22 protein-coding genes and 4 tRNA genes are annotated in these 23086 nt (G+C 43.6%); 14 read left to right on the forward strand and 12 right to left on the reverse strand.

Translation table 11 applies throughout. The features are described from left to right. Window positions 1-171 precede the first annotated feature (171 nt). Window positions 172-247: transfer RNA gene (locus tag GMES_RS14915), tRNA-Val, on the reverse strand. A 571-nt stretch (window positions 248-818) separates the two neighbouring features. Here GMES_RS14915 and gltX point away from each other — a divergent pair. The 5 genes from gltX to GMES_RS14940 all read left to right on the forward strand — a co-directional run bounded on the left by gltX (window position 819) and on the right by GMES_RS14940 (window position 3792). Beyond that, window positions 819-2228: a glutamate--tRNA ligase gene (gene gltX, locus GMES_RS14920; RefSeq protein WP_006993567.1), complete on the forward strand. Its 1410-nt coding sequence runs from the start codon at window positions 819-821 to the stop codon at window positions 2226-2228. A gap of 112 nt (window positions 2229-2340) precedes the next feature. After that, a tRNA-Ala gene (locus GMES_RS14925) sits at window positions 2341-2416 on the forward strand. A gap of 210 nt (window positions 2417-2626) precedes the next feature. After that, a tRNA-Glu gene (locus tag GMES_RS14930) sits at window positions 2627-2702 on the forward strand. A gap of 465 nt (window positions 2703-3167) precedes the next feature. After that, window positions 3168-3243 (forward strand) — tRNA-Glu (locus GMES_RS14935). 150 nt (window positions 3244-3393) lie between these two features. Next, window positions 3394-3792 (forward strand): hypothetical protein, encoded by a 399-nt coding sequence (locus GMES_RS14940; RefSeq protein WP_033186086.1) that lies wholly within the window; start codon window positions 3394-3396, stop codon window positions 3790-3792. 54 nt (window positions 3793-3846) lie between these two features. On the opposite strand, the gene GMES_RS14945 is transcribed toward GMES_RS14940, so the two are convergent. Together GMES_RS14945 and GMES_RS14950 are read right to left on the reverse strand one after the other, a co-directional pair. Further along, complete coding sequence (locus GMES_RS14945) at window positions 3847-4854, reverse strand: M48 family metallopeptidase (protein ID WP_006993569.1); 1008 nt, start codon at window positions 4852-4854, stop codon at window positions 3847-3849. Window positions 4855-4858: 4 nt separating this feature from the next. Continuing rightward, window positions 4859-6064: a YjgN family protein gene (locus tag GMES_RS14950; RefSeq protein WP_006993570.1), complete on the reverse strand. Its 1206-nt coding sequence runs from the start codon at window positions 6062-6064 to the stop codon at window positions 4859-4861. A gap of 205 nt (window positions 6065-6269) precedes the next feature. Here GMES_RS14950 and GMES_RS14955 point away from each other — a divergent pair, with 205 nt between their 5' ends. Together GMES_RS14955 and GMES_RS14960 are read left to right on the forward strand one after the other, a co-directional pair. Further along, entirely contained in the window at window positions 6270-6461 is a 192-nt protein-coding gene (locus GMES_RS14955; protein WP_083879620.1) for a DUF1289 domain-containing protein, read from the forward strand. Window positions 6462-6562: 101 nt separating this feature from the next. Next, window positions 6563-7495, forward strand: coding sequence for a tRNA dihydrouridine(16) synthase DusC (locus GMES_RS14960; protein ID WP_006993571.1), 933 nt, complete (start codon window positions 6563-6565; stop codon window positions 7493-7495). A 102-nt stretch (window positions 7496-7597) separates the two neighbouring features. Here GMES_RS14960 and GMES_RS14965 read toward each other — a convergent pair whose 3' ends face one another. Together GMES_RS14965 and GMES_RS14970 are read right to left on the reverse strand one after the other, a co-directional pair. Continuing rightward, window positions 7598-7798 (reverse strand): hypothetical protein, encoded by a 201-nt coding sequence (locus GMES_RS14965; RefSeq protein WP_039987561.1) that lies wholly within the window; start codon window positions 7796-7798, stop codon window positions 7598-7600. A 143-nt stretch (window positions 7799-7941) separates the two neighbouring features. Then, window positions 7942-8580 (reverse strand): arylesterase, encoded by a 639-nt coding sequence (locus GMES_RS14970; protein WP_006993572.1) that lies wholly within the window; start codon window positions 8578-8580, stop codon window positions 7942-7944. A gap of 16 nt (window positions 8581-8596) precedes the next feature. Between GMES_RS14970 and GMES_RS14975 the strand changes: the two genes are divergently transcribed. Then, window positions 8597-9322: an ABC transporter ATP-binding protein gene (locus GMES_RS14975; RefSeq protein WP_039987564.1), complete on the forward strand. Its 726-nt coding sequence runs from the start codon at window positions 8597-8599 to the stop codon at window positions 9320-9322. 3 nt (window positions 9323-9325) lie between these two features. Continuing rightward, the gene (locus tag GMES_RS14980) at window positions 9326-11854 is read left to right on the forward strand and encodes an ABC transporter permease (protein ID WP_006993574.1); all 2529 of its coding nucleotides are present in this window, start codon (window positions 9326-9328) and stop codon (window positions 11852-11854) included. 118 nt (window positions 11855-11972) lie between these two features. Here the strand turns inward: GMES_RS14980 and GMES_RS14985 are convergent, their stop codons facing one another. Together GMES_RS14985 and folX are read right to left on the reverse strand one after the other, a co-directional pair. Continuing rightward, the gene (locus tag GMES_RS14985) at window positions 11973-12866 is read right to left on the reverse strand and encodes a TIGR01777 family oxidoreductase (RefSeq protein WP_006993575.1); all 894 of its coding nucleotides are present in this window, start codon (window positions 12864-12866) and stop codon (window positions 11973-11975) included. A 17-nt stretch (window positions 12867-12883) separates the two neighbouring features. Next, on the reverse strand, window positions 12884-13249 hold the full coding sequence (gene folX, locus GMES_RS14990) for a dihydroneopterin triphosphate 2'-epimerase (RefSeq protein WP_006993576.1): 366 nt from the start codon (window positions 13247-13249) through the stop codon (window positions 12884-12886). A gap of 193 nt (window positions 13250-13442) precedes the next feature. Between folX and GMES_RS14995 the strand changes: the two genes are divergently transcribed. Next, window positions 13443-14546: an AI-2E family transporter gene (locus tag GMES_RS14995; protein ID WP_006993577.1), complete on the forward strand. Its 1104-nt coding sequence runs from the start codon at window positions 13443-13445 to the stop codon at window positions 14544-14546. 28 nt (window positions 14547-14574) lie between these two features. After that, window positions 14575-14895: a LysR substrate-binding domain-containing protein gene (locus GMES_RS15000; RefSeq protein WP_006993578.1), complete on the forward strand. Its 321-nt coding sequence runs from the start codon at window positions 14575-14577 to the stop codon at window positions 14893-14895. A 149-nt stretch (window positions 14896-15044) separates the two neighbouring features. Here GMES_RS15000 and GMES_RS15005 read toward each other — a convergent pair whose 3' ends face one another. After that, a complete protein-coding gene (locus GMES_RS15005; RefSeq protein ID WP_006993579.1) occupies window positions 15045-16091 on the reverse strand; it encodes a CobW family GTP-binding protein in 1047 nt (348 codons plus the stop codon). 367 nt (window positions 16092-16458) lie between these two features. On the opposite strand from GMES_RS15005, the gene GMES_RS15010 reads away from it, so the two are divergent. The 3 genes from GMES_RS15010 (at window position 16459) to GMES_RS15020 (ending at window position 18936) form a co-directional block, all read left to right on the forward strand. Beyond that, window positions 16459-17538, forward strand: a complete 1080-nt coding sequence (locus GMES_RS15010; protein WP_006993580.1) for a YHYH protein — start codon at window positions 16459-16461, stop codon at window positions 17536-17538. A 27-nt stretch (window positions 17539-17565) separates the two neighbouring features. Next, on the forward strand, window positions 17566-17886 hold the full coding sequence (locus tag GMES_RS15015) for a hypothetical protein (protein WP_153811083.1): 321 nt from the start codon (window positions 17566-17568) through the stop codon (window positions 17884-17886). Between the two features lie 267 nt (window positions 17887-18153). Further along, window positions 18154-18936 (forward strand): DUF599 domain-containing protein, encoded by a 783-nt coding sequence (locus tag GMES_RS15020; protein WP_006993582.1) that lies wholly within the window; start codon window positions 18154-18156, stop codon window positions 18934-18936. Between the two features lie 220 nt (window positions 18937-19156). On the opposite strand, the gene GMES_RS15025 is transcribed toward GMES_RS15020, so the two are convergent. From GMES_RS15025 to GMES_RS15040, 4 genes are all read right to left on the reverse strand, one after another. Continuing rightward, window positions 19157-20782, reverse strand: a complete 1626-nt coding sequence (locus GMES_RS15025) for a Dyp-type peroxidase (RefSeq protein WP_006993583.1) — start codon at window positions 20780-20782, stop codon at window positions 19157-19159. Further along, window positions 20779-21468, reverse strand: coding sequence for a hypothetical protein (locus GMES_RS15030; protein ID WP_006993584.1), 690 nt, complete (start codon window positions 21466-21468; stop codon window positions 20779-20781). The genes GMES_RS15025 and GMES_RS15030 overlap by 4 nt, the downstream gene beginning before the upstream one ends. A gap of 3 nt (window positions 21469-21471) precedes the next feature. Further along, window positions 21472-22167, reverse strand: coding sequence for a hypothetical protein (locus tag GMES_RS15035; protein WP_006993585.1), 696 nt, complete (start codon window positions 22165-22167; stop codon window positions 21472-21474). A gap of 422 nt (window positions 22168-22589) precedes the next feature. Continuing rightward, complete coding sequence (locus tag GMES_RS15040) at window positions 22590-22913, reverse strand: DUF2956 domain-containing protein (protein ID WP_006993586.1); 324 nt, start codon at window positions 22911-22913, stop codon at window positions 22590-22592. Window positions 22914-23086 lie beyond the last annotated feature (173 nt).

Genomic DNA, 23086 nt, shown 5'->3' on the forward strand with positions numbered 1-23086 from the left:
TCATATATTGAAACGTTTTACTACACTGACTTGAACCAGTGACCCTCGACCGTTTCTTGTTGAGAGTGGCGATGCTCTTCTCTTTTTCCAACAGAGCTAAGCGACCATATATTGAAACGTTGTACTACACTGGCTAAAACCAGTGACCCTCGACCGTTTCTTGTCGAAAAGTGGTGGTCGCTACTGGGCTTGAACCAGTGACCCTCGCCTTGTAAGGGCGATGCTCTCCCAACTGAGCTAAGCGACCGTTTTTGTTTCACTTAAAGAGTTGCCTCGGTAAGTGGAGCGCTATTATAGGTATGCGCTTGCGAGTGTCAACTGTAAATTTAAAAAAGTGTCTAAGTGCTATAAAAATGAACGAATGGGGTGAATATTGTGCAATTTCATTGGTAGTAAGTTTAATGGAATAGAAAAAACAGTTTTCTCTGATTGGTTTTTAATGAGGTAACAAAATATCTGATTGCCGTTCACGTAAAATTTGACCTTTAAATTGCACTTTCTTATGCAGTCCACCCAAAACACTATTCAACTGATCCATTGAATCTGCTTTGTCATTAATTAGGTCGTTAGATAACGGGATGCCAAACATTCGTTTAGATAAGCCTAGAGCTAGTGTTTTATTAGTGATGAAAGCGCTGAGACCACTGCAAATAAAACTAATACCATTCCATGCTCTGAGGGGGTACTTATTAATGCGGATTGGTATAAATGGTAATATATGTTCAATTCTTCAGGGTGCTTTGTTCGTTTAACCTTTCTTATAAGGGCCATTGACTGGTAAAATGCGGCCAATTTTTTGTAATAGGATTATTTATACCATGACAGCGGTTACCCGTTTTGCTCCAAGCCCTACCGGTTTTTTACATGTTGGTGGTGCACGTACTGCACTTTATTCTTGGCTTTATGCCAAAAGCCAAGGTGGAAAATTTGTACTTCGAATTGAAGATACGGATATAGAACGTTCAACCCAAGAAGCCATCGATGCGATTTTGGAAGGTATGGAGTGGTTAGGATTAACATGGGACGATGGCCCATATTATCAAACACAACGGTTCGACCGATACAAAGCGCTCATTAATGAGATGCTTGAAGAAGGCAAAGCTTATAAATGTTTTATGAGCAGTGCTGAGCTTGATGAAATTCGCGAGAAACAAAAAGCGAACGGTGAAAAACCAAGATACCCAGGCACTTGGCGTGACCGTACTGATCACCCAGAAGGCGAACCTTTTGTTATTCGCTTTAAAAACCCGTTAGAGGGTAAAGTGCTGGTAAAAGATCATATTCGCGGAAACATCGAAATTGCAAACAGTGAACTAGATGACCTTATAATATTACGAAGCGATGGAACGCCGACCTATAACTTCTGCGTTGTGGTTGATGATTGGGATATGGGGATTACGCATGTGGTGCGCGGTGAAGACCACATTAATAATACTCCACGGCAAATTAATATTTTACAAGCACTTGGGGCTCCAGTACCTGAATATGCTCATGTATCAATGATATTAGGTGATGACGGTAAAAAACTATCTAAGCGTCATGGCGCTGTTAGTGTAATGCAATATCGTGATGACGGTTTTCTTCCGCAAGCACTATTAAATTATCTAGTTCGTTTAGGTTGGTCTCATGGTGATCAAGAGATTTTCTCTAAAGAAGAGATGATCGAGTTATTTAGTTTAGATGCGATAGGTCAATCAGCTTCAGCTTTTAATACTGATAAACTCATTTGGTTAAATCAGCATTATATTAAAGAGCTACCAGTCAGTGAGGTGTTACCTTATGCAAAATGGCACTTTGAGCAACAAGGTATCGATACGTCTACCGGCCCTGCACTAGAAGAAGTCATTAAAGTACAAGCAGATCGCGTAAAAACGTTAAAAGAGTTGGCCGAGATCAGTGGTTACTTTTATCACGAATATGAAGACTTTGATGAAAAGGCGGCTAAAAAGCATCTTCGCCCTGTGGCGCAAGAGCCTCTTGAGGCGGTAAAGGCTGCATTAATGGCGTTATCTACTTGGAATGCTGAAACCATCCATGAAGCGATTAACAAAACTGCGGAAAATTTAGGGGTAGGTATGGGCAAAGTTGGCATGCCATTGAGAGTTGCCGCTACTGGTTCAGGTAATTCGCCTTCACTTGATGTGACATTGAATTTGCTAAAACCTGAGCAAATTGCTCAACGTATAGACAAAGCGCTCATATATATAGCAAACAGACAACAATCATAGATAAAATTCAAAAAAGTCGTTGACATAAAAGGGGGGGGTGCCTAGAATGCGCCCGCTGTCAGGGAATGACACCCAATAAGTCAAAGCAAGTTTGCTTGTGAAACTTAAGTATGGGGCCATAGCTCAGCTGGGAGAGCGCTTGCATGGCATGCAAGAGGTCGGCGGTTCGATCCCGCCTGGCTCCACCATATCAAGGAACATTTACGGCATACCTAGGCCAGTAAATGTAATGATACAGACAGATTTTGTTTTTGTAAGATTAGGTCGCTCCTCTCGCAGGCTCGACTCACCTTACAGAAACGTAAAAGGTTATTTTTGTAAGGTGAGGTCGCTCAGTTCGCTGGCTCACTTCGCCTTACAGAAAATCTCGAAAGCTTGCTTTCGAAAGCCGATTTTCTGTCCCCATCGTCTAGAGGCCTAGGACACCGCCCTTTCACGGCGGTAACAGGGGTTCGAATCCCCTTGGGGACGCCATACAAAAGAACGAAGTGATAGCATTTATGCGTCACGAGGGGTGAGAGCCCCTTAGTTCGACAAATTCGTAAGGAACGAATTTGAACGTGCGTAGCACGGCCGCGAAGCGGAAAAATACAGGACGTATTTTATAATCCCCTTGGGGACGCCATATTAAGTAAACCTAGGGATAGGGTTTATGTTTTAAAACAAGGACATTCACGGCATACCTAGGCCAGTGAATGGTATGTTTGACAGATTTTGTTTTTGTAAGATTAGATCGCTCCTCTCGCAGGTTCGACTCACCTTACAGAAACGTAAAAGGTTATTTTTGTAAGGTAAGGTCGCTCAGTTCGCTGGCTCACTTCGCCTTACAGAAAATGAACCGAACTTATTGTTGTTTTTGTAAGATTAGGTCGCTCCTCTCTCAGGCTCGACTCACCTTACAGAAACTTATCGAAGCTTGCTTCGATGAACAAAGTTTCTGTCCCCATCGTCTAGAGGCCTAGGACACCGCCCTTTCACGGCGGTAACAGGGGTTCGAATCCCCTTGGGGACGCCATATAAGAAAAGCCGTACATTGATGTACGGCTTTTTTGTTTATAAAAATGGCGATCATGGATGGTCGAAATGGTGAGCGTTTTGCCCGCTATCACTGTGTTACAACTGCGTTTATGTAGGCAAAGCTAAACGTCATTAGCGTTGTATATCCATGTCACATCAGTCTCAATTGCCACCTGCATCTTATCAGATCAAGGTCAAATCACGTCTTATTGTTATTAGAACAACGGGTAATTGGAACTTACAAACTGATATGGCATATCTGTCTGATCTCGGTGAAGCAATGCACTCCATGCGCGGCAATGCTTGGGCGGTTCTAGTGGACATGCGAGGCTGGGTAGTGCCTGCGTCAGTAAGTACATCCCCCTTTAAATCAGATGTAATATTAGACCGACGGAATCAAAAACTTGAATGTTGGATAGTAGACGAGCCAAGCCAGGGCGAAGCGTTACTACCTTATTTTAAGCAAGCGGGCATTGTACCAAAACGTTTTACGGATCCGAAAGACGCCCATGCCTGTTTAAAAGACGCTGGGTTTATTGAGCGCTAGATATTCAACTAAGCATCGCAATAAATCACAATCAAACTCACATTCTTCAATATTTCACTTTCTAGCATTGGCTATGCGTTCTCTTAACAATGGATGGGTTTGTAACCATTTATCCATTTTTGACTGTTCAGGCAGAGTTTGCGCTAATTTCTCAAGTGCTAAAGCGAAGACTTCGGTGCTCATATTTGCACCTTTCATTGTTTGCAGCGCAAAGTTATCTGCTTCCCATTCTAACTGAGATGAAAACTGGTTTTGAACGAGTGTGGTGGATACACCGGAAAAGATATCGATTAATCCACTGACATCAGCGAAAAAGTAATCAATGACAAGGGAGGAAAATAGCGTCTGGGAGATGAGTCGGATTGAATGATGTTGCTCAACATGCCCTATTTCGTGCAGTAACACTGCGTGCAGTAATGACTGGTTTTCTTCTATTAAGTCCATAAATTGATCGGTGACAACAATCGTCCCATTTGGAAAAGCAAACGCATTGGCCCCGAGTGTTTCACTGTATCTAAATTGCAAGGAGTAGGCATTAGTGTCTAATCGCACTTGCTTGAGCTGCACTTTCCACTGAGACCTAAAAGCCTCTTGGTCAGTTTTTCTCAGTCTGCTCGGGTTTAGAAGGCTACTGTCCATAACACGCAATGTATGAATTGAAGCTAACTCTACTGCACTATCAGGGATAATTGATGCGAATTGCTGTGCGGTGTAAGGAATGCCATATTTAAATACCAATAACAGACTCAAGGGCACTAATAACAAGCTGATAACGATTGCTTTATAACTACTTTCGAGTTTGGCTGCCCATTGCAATTTATTTGATGGGTAGATGAGCTCATCAATCTCATTGGAAGTGGGGATGACTAACTGCCCAACATCAGGGATTGATACTTCCCGATTTGTGGACGCGAGCTTCGACGCGACAATCAACTCGCTCTTCAAAATAGTGTGCAGAACCTCGTTATCTTCATTGCTAATAACGAGATGATCTTTGGTGAAATCCAAAGAAACGAGCAGGCAGCGTGAACTGCCTGCCGGATAGAAGTTTGCGCTGTGCACGGATCTATCCTAGTGCAATGTCGACATCAAACACATTAGCGACTTCTTCTCCTAGTGCGCTGGTGTCGTCTTGAGCACCGTCAACGACCTTATCAATTCCTTCCAAAATAGTGACTTGAGTCACATCTGCATAGAACTGAGATGTTCTAATGTGGATCCAGGGCAAAGCAAATCCTAGTGTTACGATTAGCGCAACGAAATTGCTCAGCCTTAAACCGATCAATTTCGTTGTTGCCACTGTCGAGGTAAATCGTGCCACGCCCTCTATTTGGGTACTGTTAAATAAATGATTACGCACATGAGCGTGGTAAAAGCTCGTTGCGATTAGAAATACCACCAAATAACCAAACATTATGCCGATAGTTGTCATTGAAAAAGTGGATGCTTGTGCTGCATCGGCGCTCAATGTACTAACAGAAGCGCCCAAAGCGAATAACGACAGACCAGCCACAACAACACCTAAAATGAGAGCGCCGATTGAAGCAATGTAATACTCAGAGCTCTTTAACTCAGTGCTGAAATTCTGCTGTCCATAGGTCATATTATTGTGTAAAAACTCGTCTATTTTTTTCAGCACCCAAGGAAGGGCTAGATACAATGTGAAAACACTCACGATAGGCAGTAAAATAAAAGTCGCGAAGGCGTCGCCATACTGGCCTTTAAAGCCAAATTTGACGTTACGATAAGATGTCATACGCATTTTAAAACGCACCGCAGAGATGATCATAATTGGAGTTAGAAAGATAAAGGCGACGATGAAAATGAGTAATAAAGTCGGACTGAAGGCACTCGCAATCGAGTATACAGCAAACAGAATAACGGCAATTATTCTTCCTTTTAAAATTTGGATTGGGTTTGCTAAATAGGAAAAACGATGGCCATCAATTTCTGTATTACTATAAAAATATCTGTTCGTGCGCACAGTAGCCCAGGCTGAATAGATACCTAAAGTTACGATCGTGAGCAATATGTTTACTATCCAAATACCAAAAAACTCCGCGGTTTTGCCATGGAAAATAATGTCAGATTCGCGTAGTTGAGAACTGTTTACCAATGGCGAGGATGTTGACTCTATCGCTATTTGGCGCTTCTCAGATATTAATTTATCAAGTTCAGCAGCGCGCTCTGGGTAGGTTTCTTGATCGAGTCCTGCTTTAGCACTGAGTAAATCTTCGTAGCTGTACTGTGAATAATCTATATGTTTGTCCATATTTTTTCCTTTGTTATATTTATTTCCCTGCTCCATGCGATGAACGCGTTTTGATATTACGGTAAAAAGGCTTGCTAGTTAAGGGGCAATCTACAGGTCACTATATTTATGAGCACTGGGGCTATGGTACAATTACTCATAGCATCTTTTGTCGCAGACGCGGGTATACGCTGGCGCGACCTAACTTAAAGTAGCGCGCTCCATTATGGAAGAAAAAGAAATTGCTTCTCCGTGCGTACGAAATTGTTGCCTTGATCAACAAGATATGTGCGTGGGATGTTTTCGAGTTTTGGATGAAATTGTTGGTTGGGGCGCTGCATCAAAAGAGCGAAAAGAACAGATTCTCTTGTGCTGTGCAGCAAGAAGGCGTTCTGCCAATGTGGGCCAAGTTAGCTAAAGTTAGTCTCATAAACTCACTTTATTGCGTTAACCTCTCTGGCCTTTCTATATAGTCGTTGCGCCGTAAGGACGACTTCACTTTAATATTGAGTAAGCAAGTTGCAAGTTATTTTAGCACCGATGGAAGGGGTGGTTGATCACCTCATGCGTGACATGTTGAGTAAAGTTGGTGGCTTTGACCTATGCGTAACTGAGTTCGTAAGGGTGGTAAACTGCTTACTACCGAAAAAGGTTTTCCATCGTATTTGTCCTGAGTTACATCATGGCGGGTTTACACCAAATGGCACGCCCGTGCGGGTGCAATTATTGGGACAAAACCCACAGCCCTTAGCTGAAAACGCGGTACGGGCTGTTGAATTAGGCTCTCATGGTGTCGACTTAAATTTCGGTTGCCCAGCCAAAACCGTCAATAAAAGCAAAGGTGGGGCAATTTTATTACGTGAGCCACAAGCCTTATACGATATTGTGAGTGCTGTGCGCGAAGCGGTGCCTAAAGAGCATAAAGTCACGGCCAAGATGCGCCTAGGGTTTGACGATAAAAGTCTCGCGTTTGAAAATGCTGCTGCTATTGAAGCTGCCGGGGCTGATTTACTGGTGATCCATGCCAGAACCAAAGTAGAAGGATATAAGCCGCCTGCTTATTGGTCGTGGATCGCGGACATTAAGCAGAAAGTAAATGTTCCCATTATTGCGAACGGTGAAATTTGGTCTCATGAAGATGCACTCAATTGCCAAACGCAATCAAATTGCCAAGACATCATGTTAGGGCGTGGCATTCTGGCGATGCCTAATTTGGCGCAAGTTGTGCGCGGCGAGCAAGATGTGATGAGTTGGTCCCAGGTGAATCAATTGTTGATAGATTATTCTGGCTATGAGTTGTTTGGTGATAAAGGCAAGTACTTTCCTAATCGCCTTAAACAGTGGTTGGGATATTTGTCACGGCAATATCCAGAAGCCGAAAATTTGTTTATGCAAGTACGTAGATTGCGTGATTCCAAGGAGATAGTGCAGGTTTTACAGCAAGACACATAATTGACCTTTACTTGATCTGAATAGGCAAAAACCAAATTATAATAATAATTTGGCTTTTCCATCTTTAGCGCTTTTTTTACAACTTTTTGAAATATAGCGGTATCAAACCTGCACATCCACAATCGAGCCAACCCTCTGGTTAGGATCAGCAGCTTGAGAGGCTGAGCTGGTTTGGGGGCTCGGTTCTGGGCTAGACAGGGTTTGAGGTTGTGAAGATTGCGGGGGAGGCCGGCGTTCGACCTCTTGTCTTGGCGTTGGTGCATTGGTTTGTACTGAACTAGCGCTCGAAGAACTGACTTCCATAACATTATCCTCTTGATCAAAACAGTTACACAAGTCTAGACTTTCAAACTGTCAGTTACCAGTTTGAGTGAAAAATTAACCTGTATGTTTGTTTCCAACCTGCCTGAGGCGTCACTCAAATCTAAAGTCGTTATTCACCCAATCTAGTTTATCAAAGGTCCGAGCGCGGCTTGCATTGATTTGGCGATCATGGGTTGTGCTTTGGCATTCGGATGAATTCCATCGGATTGCATTAGCTCGTCGTTAAGGGCAATCTCCGCTAGAAAAAACGGCAATAAGGTTACATCACGTTCTCTCGCAACTGTGCCATACGCCTTAGTAAACAGTTCTGTGTATCTGCGTCCGTAGTTAGTGGGGATCTGCATTTCTTGCAAAATAACCGTTGCACCAGACTCTTGGCTTAACTTGACTATTTGCCTCAGGTTGTCGCGCATTTTGGTCACTGAATGACCCTGTAAACCGTCATTTCCGCCCAATTCCACATAAATGTGACTCGGGGTATGTTGAGTCAGTAATCTTGGCAAGCGAGCCAACGCACCGTCAGTTGTTTCGCCACTTATCGCTGCATTTACAACAGTAATGTCGCTTTTTTGCCACGCATCTTGTAACAAACTTACCCAGCTTTGTGCTTGCGTCAAACCATAACCAGCACTTAGGCTATCGCCTAATATTAGCAATTTACTGGATTTCGCCCAAAGTTGATCTGAAACCAATATTATGGGTAAAAGTATCAATATGACTTTGGCGCGCTTGCGCAATGAATTGGTTATCAATTTAAACACTATGGCTCCTACAAATATGATTAAAACGTCCGCGATTACAAAAACGGTTACTACGTCTCAAGGTGAACTTTCGATCCTCCAGCCAATTAGTTTTGAAGTCAAGGCGGGTGAGTCAATTGCCATTGTAGGTGCGTCCGGCTCCGGTAAATCAACTTTATTGAGCCTTTTAGCGGGTCTCGACGAAGTGAGTAGTGGAAGTATCTATCTCGACGGCCAAGGGCTGCATGATATGAATGAAGAGCAGCGAGCTCAATTGCGCGGCGAAAAAGTCGGTTTTATTTTTCAAAGTTTTATGTTGGTTCAAAGTTTAACTGCGCTGGAAAACATCATGTTACCTGCGGAAATTGCAGGGTTGGACAACGCCAGTCAACTGGGGCAAGAAATATTAGAGAAGGTCGGTTTAGGGCATCGCGGCGATCATTATCCGAATCAATTATCAGGCGGTGAGCAGCAAAGGGTTGCCATTGCTCGCGCGTTTATCACAAAACCCAAAATTCTGTTTGCCGATGAGCCTACCGGTAATTTAGATGCTGCTAACAGCGGTAAAATTGAACAGTTACTCTTTGATTTAAATCGTGATTCGCACACTACTTTAGTGTTGGTCACTCACGATAATGAATTGGCAAAGCACTGTCAGCGCCAATTATTGATGAACGCGGGTGAGCTTAGCGAAGTGACTGCTTCTGATAAAAAGACTGACCCTATTGATGTATTAGCCCCCACAGAAAGTCAGGCAGGGTAATAGATGACTAAGCAAACCTTTAATTTAGCTTGGCGTTTATTCAAACATGAGGCAAAACGCGGTGAGCTTACAATTATATTGTTGGCCATTATTTTATCTGTAGCCTCAGTGTTGTCGTTATCGCTTTTCAGTGAGCGATTGCAATCAGCCCTAACCGATAAAAGCGCTGAGTTCATTGCTGCCGACAGAGTACTGAATTCTCGTAAGCCGGTGGACGAAGCCTGGATTGAGAAAGCCAAAGAATTTGGTTTAAATACTGCGAATCAAGTCTATACCCGCTCTATGGCATTCTCTGGCGACAATATGATGTTGGTTGATTTAAGGGCGGCCGCGCAAGGCTATCCCTTGAAAGGCACAGTTAAAATTGCTGAGCAACCATTCGCTCCAGGGCAAGCAACTGATACATTGCCCCAATCTGGAAATGCGTGGATTGAGTCCCGTTTATTCCAGAATCTCGGGTTGAGCTTGGGCCAAGTAATTGAAGTGGGTGACAAAACATTCACGGTCAGTAAGGTTTTGTCAGAAGTGCCTGATGCAGGTTTTAGCGTATTTGGTGGCGACCCCAAAGTACTGATAAACGAGCAAGATTTAGCCGCAACCAACATTATTGGACCGGGTAGTCGTGCCTCGTTCAGTTACTTCTTTACGGGTAGTGACGCAAATTTAGATGATTATTACGACTGGCTGATGCCGCAATTGGATAAGGAGCTACAAAGCTGGGTGTCAGTGAGTGACGATGACTCAGCAATCGGCCGCTCTATCGCCAAGGCAGAGCAATACTTTTTATTGGCTAGTTTGTTAGCGATCGTGTTAGCAGCCGTTTCAATTGCGGTAGCGGCGCAAAGGTATAGTCAACGCCACTACGATCCTGTTGCAATCATGAAAACATTAGGGGCTAGCAAAAAGATGGTGCAGCAAGTGTATTTGCTGCAAATCACGTTCATCACTGTATTGGGGATTGCGATCGGTACCGTGCTGGGCTTTTTGATCCAACAAATTGTGGTCTGGGCGCTAGCTGGCAGTGTAGATGTGTCACTTGACGTGTGGTTTTGGCGACCACTGATTATCGCTGTTTTTACTGGCGCTATCTGCGCTGTGCTATTTTCACTTTATCCTCTACTTAAACTCTTTTCAGTTTCACCGCTTCGGGTTTTGCGCCGCGACTTGGGGGCATCATTAAGTTCGCGTTTCATTCAGTTTTTAGCTTCTGGCGGGGCTATTTTCAGTTTGATGTGGGCGTACAGTGGTAATTTGGGGTTAAGCGCTATTTTGTTCGGCTCGGGTATTTTACTGGTGATGAGTTTACTCCTGGTCACCTTTGGTTTGATTTGGCTTGGCCGCAGGCTTGGCAGTGGTAAAATGGGGGCATGGCAACTTGCTTGGGCACGTATACGTCGTAGAGCCATGGACAATGCTATTCAGCTCATTAGCTTTGCTGTGACCATCATGCTGTTATTGATTGTATTGGTCATGCGCAACGACATGATAGCCCAGTGGCAAAATCAGCTTCCTCAGGGCACGCCAAATTACTTCTTAGTGAATATTACCCAACAGCAGTTACCTGATTTACAGGCGCATTTTGCGCAAGAAAATGTTGATATTGAACATTTTTACCCGGTGGTGCGTGGACGGTTCGTGGCCATTAATGATGAGAAAGTTTCTACAGCTGTTAGCAAAGAAGATGAAGAGCCTGTAGAGCGTCAAGGGCGCGAGGGGTTAGGGCGAGAAGCAAACCTGACATGGAGTGATGAATTACAACATGAGAATGTTATCACTGCTGGTAAATGGTTTGACTCTAATGAGCCCCTTGAAAGTGGTTTGTATGGGGTATCTGTTGAAGCGCGAATTGCTGATAGGCTTGATATTCAACTTGGCGACAAACTAACGTTTAATGTCGGCAGTGAAATCATTAACACGCAAGTATCAAGTTTACGAGAGGTGAACTGGCAAACTATGCAACCAAACTTCTTCTTCGTTATTCAGCCGCAAGCGATGCAAGGGTATTTGCCGACTTACTTATCCAGCTTTTACTTGGATAAGTCTAGAAAATCGGATATCACAGATTTGATGAAGCCTTTTGCCAGTGTCACTTTGTTTGACGTTGATGCCCGGATAGAGCAACTTCGCGGCATAGTGCAACAGGTATCATTAGCGGTGGAGTTTATATTGGTGCTCGTGCTGGCCGCAGGTGCATTAGTGCTAATTGCACAAGTGCAAGCCAGTATGGATGAACGGCAACAAGAGCTGGCTATCTTACGTACCTTGGGGGCGAAAGGGCGCTTGATACGTGCCAGTGTATTGTTCGAGTTTATTATTATTGGCTTGGTTGCGGGGCTAATGGCCGCCTTTGCCAATGAAGTCAGCCTGTTCTTTTTACAAAGCCAAGTGTTTGAAATGGAAGCCATGCTGCATTGGGAGTACTGGTTTATCGCACCTGTTGTGGGTGCCATTGTCGTCGGGGCTTTGGGTATGGTTGGTTGTTGGCGTTTGCTTAGGTTAAATACCAGCCATCTCCTGCGCCAAATGGTGTGATATTTTAGCAAGCAACCTAATGCAAAAAGCCGATAAATCATCTATTTATCGGCTTTTCTGTGTTTACTCATCTTGTATTCCTGTGCGCCCTATCAACTTGGTATTAGGGAGACGAGGGCTACAATCGCAAGCACTCTAACGCGTGTTCAAGCTCAGGGTAATGAAATTGATAACCGCTTTCTTGCAATCTCTTAGGAATAACGCGTTGCCCGTATAGTAATAAATCGGCTGCCTCGCCCATTATTACCCGCAAGGCAAAAGACGGCATTGGTAGCAAGCTTGGTCGATGCAATACCGAAGCAAGTGTTTTACTAAACTCGGCGTTCGTCACGGGATTCGGCGCTGTAAAGTTATATACCCCCTTACACTCGATATTGTCAATGATATGAATCAGCCCGTCTAGCATGTCTTCTAGGTGGATCCAAGACATGTATTGTTTCCCTGATCCCATCGGGCCACCCAAACCGAACTTAAAGGGGGGAACCATTTTCATTAATGCACCGCCTCGACGAGTGATAACGATCCCAGTGCGAATAATGCACACGCGTGTGCGCTCTGATTCCGCTTTTCTGGCCAAAAACTCCCATCTTTCACATAACTGATGGCTAAATTCATCATTCGGTGAGTCGAAATCTTCGTCGATTATCTCGTCCCCTTGGCGACCGTAATAGCCAATGGCAGAGCCGTTGACAAACAACGACGGGGGATCATTACTGGCTTTCATCAACGAGATTAACTTTTCAGTGATATCCCATCGACTGTGCTCGATAACTTTTTTTTGTTCATCTGACCAACGTTTATTGATTATTGGTTCGCCGGCTAGGTTGATGACCACATGAAAATTATCAAGGTTTTTGAATTCGTCTAGTGACGAGATCAATGTGACCTTATGACCTAATATCAGCTCTGCTTGCGATACATTGCGAGTGACCACTGTGATATCATTTGGCTTTAACTTTGGGATTAAATTAGAACCAATTAATCCTGTACCTCCAGTAATCAAAATACGCATAGAAAATCCTTGTTTTGTTACGTTTTAGAGCACGAAAGACAAAGGGAAACTGAATCTGAAAACCGTAAAGCATGGGGCTTATCAACTTCGGCTTCAGCATATATCACCCTAGGGTGTTCCGCTGCAATTGCCAACACATCAGCGGTTAATTTTTCCAATAACGCAAAGCGATTATCTTCAACCAATTGAATAATGCGTTTGGTGATAATCTTATAATTAAGCGCATCGTCCATGTTATCGGAACCTGTCGCTTGATCTGCCTTGTATTCAATTTTCACGTTTACAATGACATCTTGCTTGTTGTTTATTTCATCTTCATTAATACCAATATAGGTACGTAAGCGTAGATTTTTTATCCGGATCGTCGCTGGATTTAACTTCATATTATTACCACTCTTGTTTTACGACGCAAAAATAACCTAAAATCAGTACGTTAATATCTTTTAGAGGTTTTGTACACGGATAATATCAAGATGTCATTGATATATTTCATAATACTAAATACACAGCGTAAGGCTATTAAACAACCTAACTTTCCGTTATCTTTTTTCACTCACTATACAGGTGACATCAACCATGCAAATGAAATACTCCCCTTCGCTGAAAGTGTTATTAATACTCGCGTCACTTGTTGTTGTTCTGGCCGGCATTAAGGCGGCAAGTACAATCGTTGTACCATTCCTATTATCGATTTTTATTGCGATGTCTTGCAGCCCCATTATTAACTGGGCCAATCAATATCGGGTGCCAAGAGCGATATCCGTGGTACTGGTTATACTGCTCATCGTTGTTTTTGGATTTATGCTCGCAGGGCTTGTTGGGCAATCTATGAATGACTTTAGTGATAACTTACCAATATACCGTAAACAATTGGTCGAACAATTCTCCTTCGTTATTGGGCGCTTGAACGATTTCAATATACAACTTAATCAAGACCAGTTGTTGTCCTATCTAGACCCTGGCGCTGCTATGAATATGGCGACTAGCTTATTAACTAGCCTCGGCGGCGTCCTGACAAACTTTTTGCTTATTCTTCTGATTGTGGTGTTTATGCTGTTTGAAGCCGATTCGTTTCCTCGCAAAATTCATATTGCTTTGGACGACCCGAATATGAAGATGCGTCAAATTGATAAGTTCTTACTGTCGGTTAAAAACTACTTGGCGATCAAAACCTTAGTGAGCTTGGCTACTGGCCTAGTGATTGGCCTTTGGTTGTATTTCTTAGGCGTCGATCATTATTTGTTATGGGGGATGATGGCATTTCTACTGAATTACATTCCGAATATCGGTTCGATAATCGCCGCTATTCCAGCGGTGTTGCTCGCGTTAGTGCAATTGGGGCCAGGTGTTGCAGGTTTAACCGCGCTAGGGTTTGTCGTGACTAATACCGTGATGGGCAATATAGTTGAGCCACGATATATGGGACGTGGCTTAGGTTTGTCGACGTTGGTGGTATTCCTATCCTTAATTTTTTGGGGCTGGTTGCTTGGCACCGTCGGTATGTTGTTGTCAGTTCCTTTGACTATGATAGTTAAAATTGCACTAGAGTCCGGTCAAGATACTCGCTGGATTGCATTGCTATTAGCCAGCGATGGACCAGAACTTAAACAGCTAGAGCAGGAAGAAGGACAAGAATATAGCGAGCAAGGAATAGGCAAACAAGAAGATGAAAAAGTCTAAGTCTAAGCTAAAGCCAAAAGCACAATAAATGCATGTTCTGATTTCCCTAGCGAAGCAAGGGGAGGGAATTGCGTTCTTACCAGACGTGTATGTACAAAATGAACTGGGCAATGGCTCTTTAGTTGAAGTATTGAGTGATTTTAGACCTGAGTCGTTACCCATTAACCTGCTTTGCGTGTTTAAGCGATTATTGACGCACTTATTAAAAGCGTTCACTGAGTATGTTGTGACGCATTTTTCTTCGGCGATGCCAACACTGGCGATTGAAGTAAAATACCTTCAAGTACGCCAGCAGCTGTGCTTTGTAACCTTGTTAAGGCGCCACTATGACTTCATTCGAGCGCCTTGATTAAGTTGTTTTAAATTTTCGCTGAGTGGCAAGTTATTTAATGGAGTTGATATAAAGGCTTAGACTACCTGAATCTTAGGCACCTATAACAACATCTCGCTGACAAGACGCCCTACGTGGGCGTGCGTTACACGCTAGGGCTACTCGTTTTAGGTAAAGAGCGTACTTTCTAATTCATTCACAGCAGTGCTAATTCTAGACGCGTCAGCATCAATGATCTCAAGGCGAGAATCTGGGCTTTCATCAAGCTTGATACAGGACAGCACGTCGTCAACTTTATCGAATCCGAAAATACCTTTTTCAGTAATAAGTGCGGCTTTCAATCTATCCACTTCAATCACACTGAGCAAGTTCATCGCCTGAGTGAAATCAAATATTTTATTGCCATTGAATATCCAGCCTTGAGAGGCAAACCCTTGGGCGGCGTTTTCTATTGTAACGCGGCCAGTTTGCTGTAACGCGTGCTGTAAATCATCAACTAACGACCCGCTTTTGTCATGATCGTGTTTATGTTCATGAGCATGTTTATGTTCAGGCTTGTCAGATAAAGCCTGATCTTCATCTAGAACACTGTCGCTCGTGCCAGCAAGTATAGACAGATCGGCCAAAGGACTATCTAACATACTAAAAGGTGTATTGGCTAAGCCTTGCTCAGCAAGGTAGTTTTTTAAATGGTCAACTTCATCACCTTCATACAAATCGGTTTTGGTTGCAATAATACGATCGGCAATGGACAACTGTTCTTGGTAAATTAGGTTTTCGCGATAGCGCGTCTGAGCGATTGCGCGGGCATCCACTAACGTGAGCGTTGCCAGGATATCAAACACATCTTGATAATGGGGTTGTTGCAAGGCAGCGAGTACTTCTTTGGGGTGGCCTACACCTGTTGGCTCAATTAACAATCGGTGAGGTTTAGCATAGGAAATTAACTCATTGAGGGCTATTTGCATGGGCAAGCCAGAGGTGCAACACATACAACCACCGGGCACTTCTCTGATATAAATATTATCTTCAGGTCGGCCTTTAAAAAAAGCGCCATCTATTCCGACTTCACCGAATTCGTTGACTAAAATCGCCCAGCGCTCATCTTTGGGTTTAAGGCTAAGTAACTGTTTAATAAGGCTGGTTTTCCCTGTCCCCAAAAAGCCGGTAATTATGTTTGTGGGAATGGCTGATGTAGGAGCAGGCAACAACATTATATCTTTCTCAGTGGGGGTTAGGTGTGAAAGATGTGATGTTATAACAATTTGGTAGGCGCGACTATCCTTCAGCGCCGTTTTATCCAATGCCTCCTTCATTTTTAATGCTGGACACGGCTCATTTGGCATTCACAGCGCAGTTGGTGGTTTGTATTCTGCACTTCACTCTTTGCTGTAAGAGACATTGCTAGAAAAAAGGCAATAGCCATAAACAAGGCGATAGAAACTATTCTCTTTCTCTAAATGCTTATTTGCATGCGTTACAAGCAATGTAAGTCTACGTAAATATCCACATACAGTCGTTCATTTATGAGATTATTGAATATATCAAGCGGGTTTAAATTTGAATAAAAGGACCGGTAATATGGGCACGAAAAGTAAAAAGGGCGCGATAAATAGAAATTTATTAGTGGGGTTAATTACCCTTAGTACATTCGGCCTTATTGCTTGCGATGATTCATCAGAGTCATCCTCAGAGAAAGACCTAACCAAAAACTCGGGGTTAGAGGTTTCGTTGTTTGCTGACGGGGCATTTTTGCAACCGCCTAAAATTGTTGATTGCGAAACAGCCCAGGGTACCGCTACTAAGTGTTACCAATTTATTACTTCTGGCGCGCCAGCAGGGCGAGCACCAGGCCCATTTTGCCCCAGAACAATCGACGATGGCGCTGACGTCTCAGGTAGTTGGTTTAGCAAAGATGGAGAGGGTGACCTAGTCGACCTTACCGGTAACTTCATCTTAACGCTTGATGATTATTACGGCGATGAAAAATGGTTACTCTCCGATGCGAAGACAGGAAAAGTGCGCTACACCGCCGATAAAGCATCTTGCTCAGGGGCGGCCCGACCTGATGTTGAAGAACAATATAAGCAGAACTGTATTGAATGTGAGTTGAGCTACCTTGATGAGGATTTTTCTTTAACGTATTTAATTCCAACCACACCAATTCCTTCTGCTCATGCAGGGCGACTGCATACGGTAGGTATCGCTTTAGATGGAACAGAGCTATCTGGCCCAGCACCGATTAGCGAGATTTTGGGTAGCTATACGATTGCCGCTTTTGATGACTGTGGTGGTCATATTAACCTGCATCAAGGGTATCATTATCATTCAACAACAGGCTGTAGCAATGCTTCAGTAAGCGATGACGGGCATGCACCGTTAATTGGCTATGCTGTTGATGGTTATGGTATTTATGCCATGCGCGATGCGAAGGGTAATGAAGAATCTTTGGATGAGTGCAGAGGGACGACTGATGACACAAGAGGTTATCATTATCATGCAGCAAGTCCGAGCGAGAACATGTTCATTGGTTGTTTACATGGAGAGTCTGTAAGACCTGCTGGTGGCCCTCCTGGCGGAGGCCCAGATGGCGGTCCTCCTGGTGGTAGACCTGATGGAGCGCCAAATGAAGCAGGCGGCCCTCCGCCCGAGCATCGTTAAATGAGTACCGCTGGAGGAGTATCCTCTGTGACGTTAATTCGATGGCGTACTATTAAGTGTTGCAGCATATGCGTTGCTACCGTGCTATTGCTAGCTAGTAGCAACGTATCGGCGCATTCAGGCCAACTAAATTTGAAAGCCCTTAATGCATGTAAACAGAAAGAGCGATCTCAGGCGTGCGAATACCAAGGTGCGCACAATGATCTATATATCGGCACCTGCCAGTATATGGCAGATACCCTAACGTGCGTAAGGAACCAGCCTATTCAAAAGCTAGATAATGACCCACCTGAATACGCTTTTGAGCACCTGCAAGACGATACGCAAATAAGAGCAATAAAAGAGTAACTTTAGCCGAATGCTGTTTTGCATATTATCCTACTCTGATGGAAAGTTAGTTTAGAAGCACGTCTTAGTTGATGTTTGCCACTTCCACACGTTGTAGATGCAATGCCATTGGACCAGTCGTATCTCCTCGTTAGATTAGTGAATCTGTTAGACAAATCACTCAAGTAGAATACTTCTTCCTTTGCTACAATCCGCTCAATTTACGACATTCAATGTCGGTATTGATCACCTAACCCCGCTGAGAGGCAACAAGAGGATTGTAAACATATGGACGACCTGAAGAATATTGTATTGCTGTTATCTTGGGTTGATTACTTGGGTATTGCGCTGTTTTTCAGTTGTTGGATGGGGTATCGCTTCGTACTAGAGCGGGGAGAAATAGGTCGCAAAGGGCTTATCGGTATCACGCACGAATATCGACTACAGTGGGCGATGGAATCAGCGGCGCGGGAAATTCCCGTTGCCTGTGCAGGCCTGACGAGTAATCTAATGGCGAGTGTGTCTTTTTATGCCTCGACCACGATTTATATTATTGCTGGTTTGTTTGCTTTAGTGGGCTCAGTGGAGCGTTTGCTGAGCTTTTCAGAAGATATGCCTTTTGCTCAAGCGGTTTCCAGTGGTTTAATTGAGCTTAAACTTATCTTACTTATTTTCATTTTTGTTAACGCTTACTTCAAATTCACTTGGTCTTTAAGACAGTTTAACTTTTTGTGTATTTTGATTGGGGGCAGTCCATATCGTGGCAACATGCCTTCTGAGGAATATAGAATCAAGACGGCTAAACGTATGGCTCGGGTTAACTCTTGCGCTGGCAATGAATTTAATCGTGGCATTCGCTCATATTATTATGGTATCGCTGCGTCTACTTGGTTTTTACACCCAGTAGCATTTATTGTTGCAACGATTTGGGTGACTTATATTCTGTATGTACGCGATTTTCATTCACCGGTGCTTGAAATTCTTAGAGATACATATTCGCCGGAATTGCGAGATTACACCTTGGATAATGAAAAAAGCGAGACTGGCGATACACCAGGTAGCGTAAAATAATTCATTTATATAAAATGGCTAATCGGCTAATCATTTTTCGGTTGTGCTTCGATTCATTGTGACGATTTTCTGTACTTGTTGATGACTGTCAGAATGTGTATCAAGTGATAGAACAGTACTTTAAGCGGACATGCAGAGGAAAAAGCATGTCGACTTTTTTGTTTTTGACGCTGTTAACTTTGTCAGCAATGTGTGGCTGAAATTTGTCGGCTTAGCGCCCCTAAGTTGGGTCGATAATTCCCTCTGCAATCATACGTAATGCCGTTAAGCTGGGGATAAAGAAATAGTCACCGCCTCGCGTTTCTACAAATCGTGGCATGCCGGAACACATATAGGTGGGTTGCCCTAAGGTTTTATTGCCATTTATTACCGTTCTGCCATCGGGGTTTCCGTCTTGTGTCTCACCATGATTCCCCAGTAAAACGTCTTTTTCGTTGCTGAGTTTAAAGTCGTTTCCATAGTTGATCCATTGTTGCTGCACGAATTCGAATTGGCGCTCAATACTGGCGTTGATCACCATGAAAATAGTACCGTGCTCTGCACTATTATTGGTTCGATCGCTGGAATTACCGTAGGGTAAACCTCTTCTTAGAATACGACGACGGTTGACCATTGCCCCTGGCGTGTCGAACGCGCCTTGAGTATCAAATTCGAGAGACCCTCTAGGGTTAGTTCGCCGAGTATGAGCGCCTAACGGGCATTTCGCCCCATCAACGTCGTGGTCATAATTAAATCCACGTCTTTGTGCTTTTAGGGTTTCGTATTTTTCTCTGGCGTTATTTTTCTCCTCGGTTGTTGCATCAGCTTGGTAAAACAACACCTCAGTGGCGCTTTGCCATTGTTCGCCAAATTCTTCCGCCGAAGCATAATCAGGGTAGGTTGATAGAGGTGCGCCATTCGACCAGCGACCAGCAAATTTCGCTTTCAATGTTTCCTGTTTTTCATCAGTGCTTAATTTAGCGTCACCGTAGTGCTTGCTTGTCATTTCCAAATAGGAGGTAAATTTACCAACGTTTTGATGAAGTTTGCGATACACCATAAAACTACCGTTAAACGACAGTAACCTTGGCTTGGGTGCAATAGGGTACTCGCCACTTTCGTCTTTATGACCTAGCACAAATTCACCCGCTTCAAGAGCCTCCCAGCCGTCGTCAGTTGTCGCTGATGCTCTAGTCGGTTTACCTGCCCCCACTGTTTCAGCGCGATTTCTGCCTTGTCCTTTAAAAACCGGGTTACTGATGCCATCCACATAGTGAAAATGTTCATTTGCCGTCGGTTTACCATCAATAACGATGGCATTGCCTGATTGGTAATCGCTTAAGGTACTGCCATCACCATCCCTGTGCCCACTAAGTAGAATTACTCCATCGCTTGTCTTATCAATAAGCTGCAAAATCTGTTCGTAACGTTGCTCTAGTTGCGTATCTGAGGTTGCATTGATACTTAAAAACACGTGCACGTCATATTGATTCAACCAAATAGGATCCCAGTGCTCTGGTGCGCTAGGGCCATCGTCACCCAGTATATCTTTGCGCGCTTTCATGCCCATGCGAAAGTCTTCTGGAAAGCTGCGCATTGACTCATCAGGTAGGCCCAATTCGCGCAGACCTGCGTACGTAAATGCGACGTTGGTTGTGGCTGGAGGCGCAGTACCGTTGTTTTGTTTATCAAGCGGGGCGGAGCTAGTGATGAGAGGAACTAGGCTTTTCATGAATGCCATACCTTGACGCTTGTTGTTTATTTTAAAAAATAGATAGCGAGACACCGGGTATCCCCAACGACCGTAACCGAACACTATGTTTCCTTGGATGTCATGTAAATCTAATACCGTATTACGCGTGTTCATTTGCTCACCTCCTTGTGACCCATGATTGTGGCTTTCACATCTTGCTCTATTTCGACCGGCACTTGGGTAGCGGCAACGGGCCAGCTGTTACCGTCAAGGTTTTCAATATCAATCAAATCGACAAATTTTTTGAAGGATTGCTGTAGATTGACTGCTCCACTGTCACCTTGGTTGCGCAAATGTTGGGTTAAGTACGCGAAGTGAATAAAGGCTTGTTTGACGTACAGTGCTTTGAGTTGCTCTGGCAAAGGCTTATCGTTAGAGCCATTAAAAAACAGGCTGTTATTGATTTGGCATTTTTTAATATATCGCACAAATTCAGTGGCGGAATGAATATTTTCAAAGGCAAAACAGTATTTAAGTAACACCTGCAGTACATCGCTAATCTCCTCCCACATACCGTAAAGATAGGTGTCGAGGTCGCCATGAAAATTGCTGGTAAATACGAGATATTTGTTTTTCAGGTGTTCTTCAACAGCGGGAGCCCCTTCGTAAAACACATCTTGTAGTAAAAAGACTCTAGCAAGATAGGTATTTGGCACACGAGCAAGGGGAGACTCATTATGTTTTGGCCAACTCTGTAGTTGGTCACGAATAATTTTGTCGTAGGCTCTGTTGTTTTCTGTGCCCGGCTTAACGGGGATCAGCACCGTCAGACCATAAGCATTTCCAAATCGATTTCCCATGATTTATGCCTCTCTATGCATAACCGCTTCGGCTGACAAGCTAATGATCGGAGTAGGCGCCATCAAGCCTAAATTACGCTGTTGCTCGTCTAGCAGTTGTTCGAAGCGCCGTTGAAATAACGCCGGGTCATTGTTTAGGTCGCTTTCGTCAATAAATTTCTTAAGCACATTGGTCAATGCTTCTGCACCTTTAATATCGTTCGATGCCGCAAGTGGGTAAGCGTTGTAATAATGATTGGTCCAAATCTGGTTGTAGGTAATGTAACTGTGAAAGGGTTGCAGCGGGACGGAGTTTGGGTACTTAACGTTTTTGTACCAGAGCATATCCAGCCCGTTGGGTATGGCCATATGGAATGAATCGACATATTGCTTCCAGCTGCCATTGAAGTTACTGAAAAACATCATGTAATGATACTTGAGCTGCTCTTTTGGTTGGGTGGCATGTATGTGTGGAAATTGCTTGATTACCGTCCATCTAGCATAATGAATGAGCGACAATGTCAATAATCCGTTTAAGCGCTCATAGATCAAATCCGCTAGCTTCATTGGTACCAAATTACCCCAAAATCCCGTAGTGCCTAGCTTCCTTGAAACTGAAAATTGTACGGCGGCGAATTTTACTCTATTCCAATAATATACCCAGCCTGTGAGCGGTGTAATAACGTTCATAGCATAAGATTTACCTGCGATATTAGACATCAATCTTTCCTTTTTATGATGTGTAAAATAATGGCTCTTTATTCGATTCCTGCTAAAACTCGCCTGAGTCGCGAGGACTAATGTAAGCGTTCGTTCTGCGTTCTGCGTTTTGCGTTTTGTGCTTTCTCGCCACTATTTTATTCCAGCGGCGTTAAGCACAACATAAGCGTAGTATCTGTTCGAAAAATGAACAATAAATGTAGGGCGAACAAACGTTTGGAATGGAGGTGTTTACGCTAAGTCCTCACAGTGGATAGTGAGCGAGTGCTTTGTCATTGGTTTAGGTGAGAATCAAGACGAGTGCCGCTGTTAAGATGCTAAGATGTTGAGATGTTGAGATGTTGAGATGTTGAGATGTTGAGATGTTGAGATGTGGAGTTGAGTAGAGTGGCCAAATAGGCTGGTACGCCAGCTAAAGGCAGTTAAGATTTTTGCCAAAAAACGTAAGCGATAAATCCAATCCAACTCAGGGCTAAAAGACCCCAGGGTAAGGTATTATTAGGCGCGGTCGGGGGGACTTCAATTGTTGGCTCAGTAGGTTTATCTGTGACTTGTTTGGCTTTTTGTTTACGCTGTTTGTCGATTTCACGTAACTTTATGCCCTGTTGTTTCTTGTAATCAGCAATGCCTTTTTGAATACCTTGAGCAATCAGCTTGGTTTGCTCTTTCGTTTGGCCACTTTTCTGTATTCCCTTTGCTAGTTTCATGGCTTGCTCTTCAACTTGGGGTGATACTTTAGGTTTCATTTTTGATAGTTCCACATCATTTAATTAAGCAGCCTAGTTTACTGTATAAGCTAAATTGAAGTCGGTTACCCTTACCTCAAATTCGGTTGAGGTGACACCTCATTTTACCGGAATCGGCGTACGCTTTACCATAGTCATAGCCAATAAAGCTAATGGTTGGACTGTGCGTGCTG

Source organism: Paraglaciecola mesophila KMM 241 (genome assembly GCF_000315015.1).
Taxonomy (GTDB): domain Bacteria; phylum Pseudomonadota; class Gammaproteobacteria; order Enterobacterales; family Alteromonadaceae; genus Paraglaciecola; species Paraglaciecola mesophila.